This window comes from Oceanisphaera marina (genome assembly GCF_014643915.1).
In the GTDB taxonomy this organism is placed as follows: Bacteria; Pseudomonadota; Gammaproteobacteria; order Enterobacterales; family Aeromonadaceae; genus Oceanimonas; species Oceanimonas marina.
Genome location: NZ_BMKE01000052.1, coordinates 1 through 2,667, shown reverse-complemented (window position 1 = coordinate 2,667; position 2,667 = coordinate 1). Strand labels below are relative to the sequence as shown.

The following is a 2,667-nucleotide window of genomic DNA, read 5'->3' as shown; positions in this document are numbered from 1 at the left end:
ATCTTGGAAATAATCAAAAAGGATTTACAGATTTCATATATGCATTGAAATTACTGCCCAAAGAAGTTTTAGATAAATTTGAAGTTAAAATTGTTGGTGATGGAGATATGAGAGAGTCGCTCATAGATCTCTGTAAGAATATTGATAATGTAGAGTTCATTAAGTCAATGCCTCACCATGAAATAATAGAAGAACTAAAGAACTCAGATGTAGTGATGCTACCAAGTCGTTATGAAGGCCTATCTATGTTTGCATTAGAAGGTTTAGCTACTGGTAATGTATGTTTGTTTTCAAAAACTGGAGGCTTAATTGATATAGTCGATGGTAATGGGATGTTGTTTGAACCTCAAAACATTGAGTCAATAGTGTTAGCGCTTACCGAATTATCTAAATTAGAACATGATAAATTGATTGAGATGAAGAGGAAATCTATTGAGATTTGTAAGAGGAAGTTCTCACCGAAAACTATATCAGAAAAATTCCAAACTATATTTGATGTGATTGTAGAAGGTAATAAATAGTGTGTGGTATAGCAGGGTTGATAGATTTCAGGCACCAATCTGATATAGAAATACTTAAGAAAATGACTGATGCCTTGCTGCATCGCGGTCCAGATGATGGTGGTTACTTGTTTGATGAATATGAATCATCACAAGTTGCACTTGGGCACCGTCGTCTTTCTGTCCTAGATCTTTCAAATCATGGTCATCAGCCAATGACGTTTAATCATCTGACGATGATATATAACGGCGAAGTCTATAACTTTAAAGAAATCCGCATCGAATTGAAAAAGCAGGGTTACAGCTTCGAATCCCATTCTGATACCGAGGTAATTTTAAAGGCTTACCATAAGTGGGGGACAAGTGCTGTCCACCGCTTTAATGGTATGTTTGCCATTGCGATTTTCGATAGTCAAAAACAAACTCTTACTTTGATTCGTGATCGTGCAGGAGTCAAGCCGCTCTATTGGTATCAAAAAGATGGCTTGTTTATGTTCGCCAGTGAACTAAAAAGCTTTCATGAGCACCCTGCATTTGTAAAGGAACTCAACCACGATGGTTTAGCCCTGTTTTTGCAATACGGCTATATTCCTCAACCGCACACCATTTTTAATCACACTCATAAACTGCAAGCCGGTCATGTTTTAGAGCTCAACACTCAAAACGCACAGTTCAACATTAAAAAATACTGGGATGTGATTGATTGCTACAACCAACCCAAACTGGTTGTTTCTGAACAGGAAGCAATGGGTGAAACCGAGCGCTTGCTAAAATCTGCCTGCGAATACCGCATGGTAGCAGATGTACCAGTTGGTATGTTTTTAAGCGGCGGTTATGATTCATCAGCTGTCACGGCGTTATTGCAATCTGAACGCACAGAAAAAATTAAAACCTTTTCCATTGGGTTCCATGAGGAGCAGTTTAACGAAGCTCATCATGCCAAAAAGGTTGCTGAGCACCTGGGAACAGAGCACACCGAATATTATTGTACTCAACAGGATGCGCTCGAGATCCTTCCCAAACTTCCTGAGATATGGGATGAACCATTTGCCGATAATTCAGTCATACCAACCATGCTGGTCAGTCAGCTTGCCAGAGAACAAGTTACTGTTTCACTGAGTGCTGACGGTGGTGACGAAGTTTTTGGTGGTTACGATAAATATGTGAAAGCAAATCAGTATTACCAACTATTTAGTAAAATTCCTCGAAAAGAACGGTTGGCCAAAGCTTTAAGTTTTATTCCGCCAGATAGGACCGGTCTTGACTATTTTATAAAAAATTTTTCAGGTAAATATCATCGCGGGCTGTCTATCATGTCTTCTGAAACGGCCACGCAGACAATGCAAAATCTGCAAAAGATTTTTACTAGTACTGAGCTGGATAGTCTTATTAAATGTAGGGCTGCACGACTATATACTGGTTTTGATGATTTTAAATATTTGGGGTTGGGATTGTCTGATCTTGATAAGATGTTGGCAATTGATTTTAAAACCTACCAGCTGGACGATATTCTTACAAAAGTTGATCGTGCCACTATGTCTGTAAGCCTGGAAGGTCGTGAGCCGTTATTGGATTATCGTTTGATTGAATATGTTGCGCGATTAGAGCCGTCACTAAAAATTAACCAAGGTAATAAAAAATACCTACTCAAGCAAATTACACATAAGTACTTGCCTGAAGAAATAATGAATCGACCCAAAATGGGCTTTAGCGTTCCTATTGCTGACTGGTTTCGAGATAAACTAAAAGACTATCTGGACGAGCATTTCGATCCTGTCTTCCTACAGCATCAAGGAATTTTTAATATAGAGAAACTGATTGCAATGAAAGCTGGATACTTATCAGGTGAAAAGTATTTAATAGGAAAACTTTGGACAGTCCTTGTTTTTCAGATGTGGTATAAGCGGTGGATGAGTTGATGAATAATAATAAAGTTTAGTCATTCCCTTATATAGCATAGAGCTGGCGTGGGATTTTATGGTTCAAGGGACTTCTTACTCTTGTTCCTGTTGTATATATATAGATGAAAAATATTTTAATTTATGAAAGAATTTGTTGTTTATACTTCAATATTTGGCGATTATGATAGTTTACACTCTCCTTTTTTTAAGAAAGAAGGAGTAAGATATGTTTGTTTTACCGATAAAAAAAATATTAGTTCTGATTT

At 37.5% G+C, this 2,667-nt stretch carries 2 protein-coding genes; both read left to right on the top strand.

Annotated elements, in window-relative coordinates; genetic code table 11:
* Nucleotides 1-521, top strand: a 521-nt coding sequence (locus tag IEW52_RS15475) for a glycosyltransferase family 4 protein (protein ID WP_188630982.1), incomplete at its 5' end; no start/stop codon positions are given.
* Nucleotides 521-2,419 (top strand): asparagine synthase (glutamine-hydrolyzing), encoded by a 1,899-nt coding sequence (gene asnB, locus IEW52_RS15470; RefSeq protein ID WP_188630981.1) that lies wholly within the window; start codon nt 521-523, stop codon nt 2,417-2,419. The genes IEW52_RS15475 and asnB, both read left to right, overlap by 1 nt.
* The last annotated feature ends 248 nt before the right edge of the window (nt 2,420-2,667 follow it).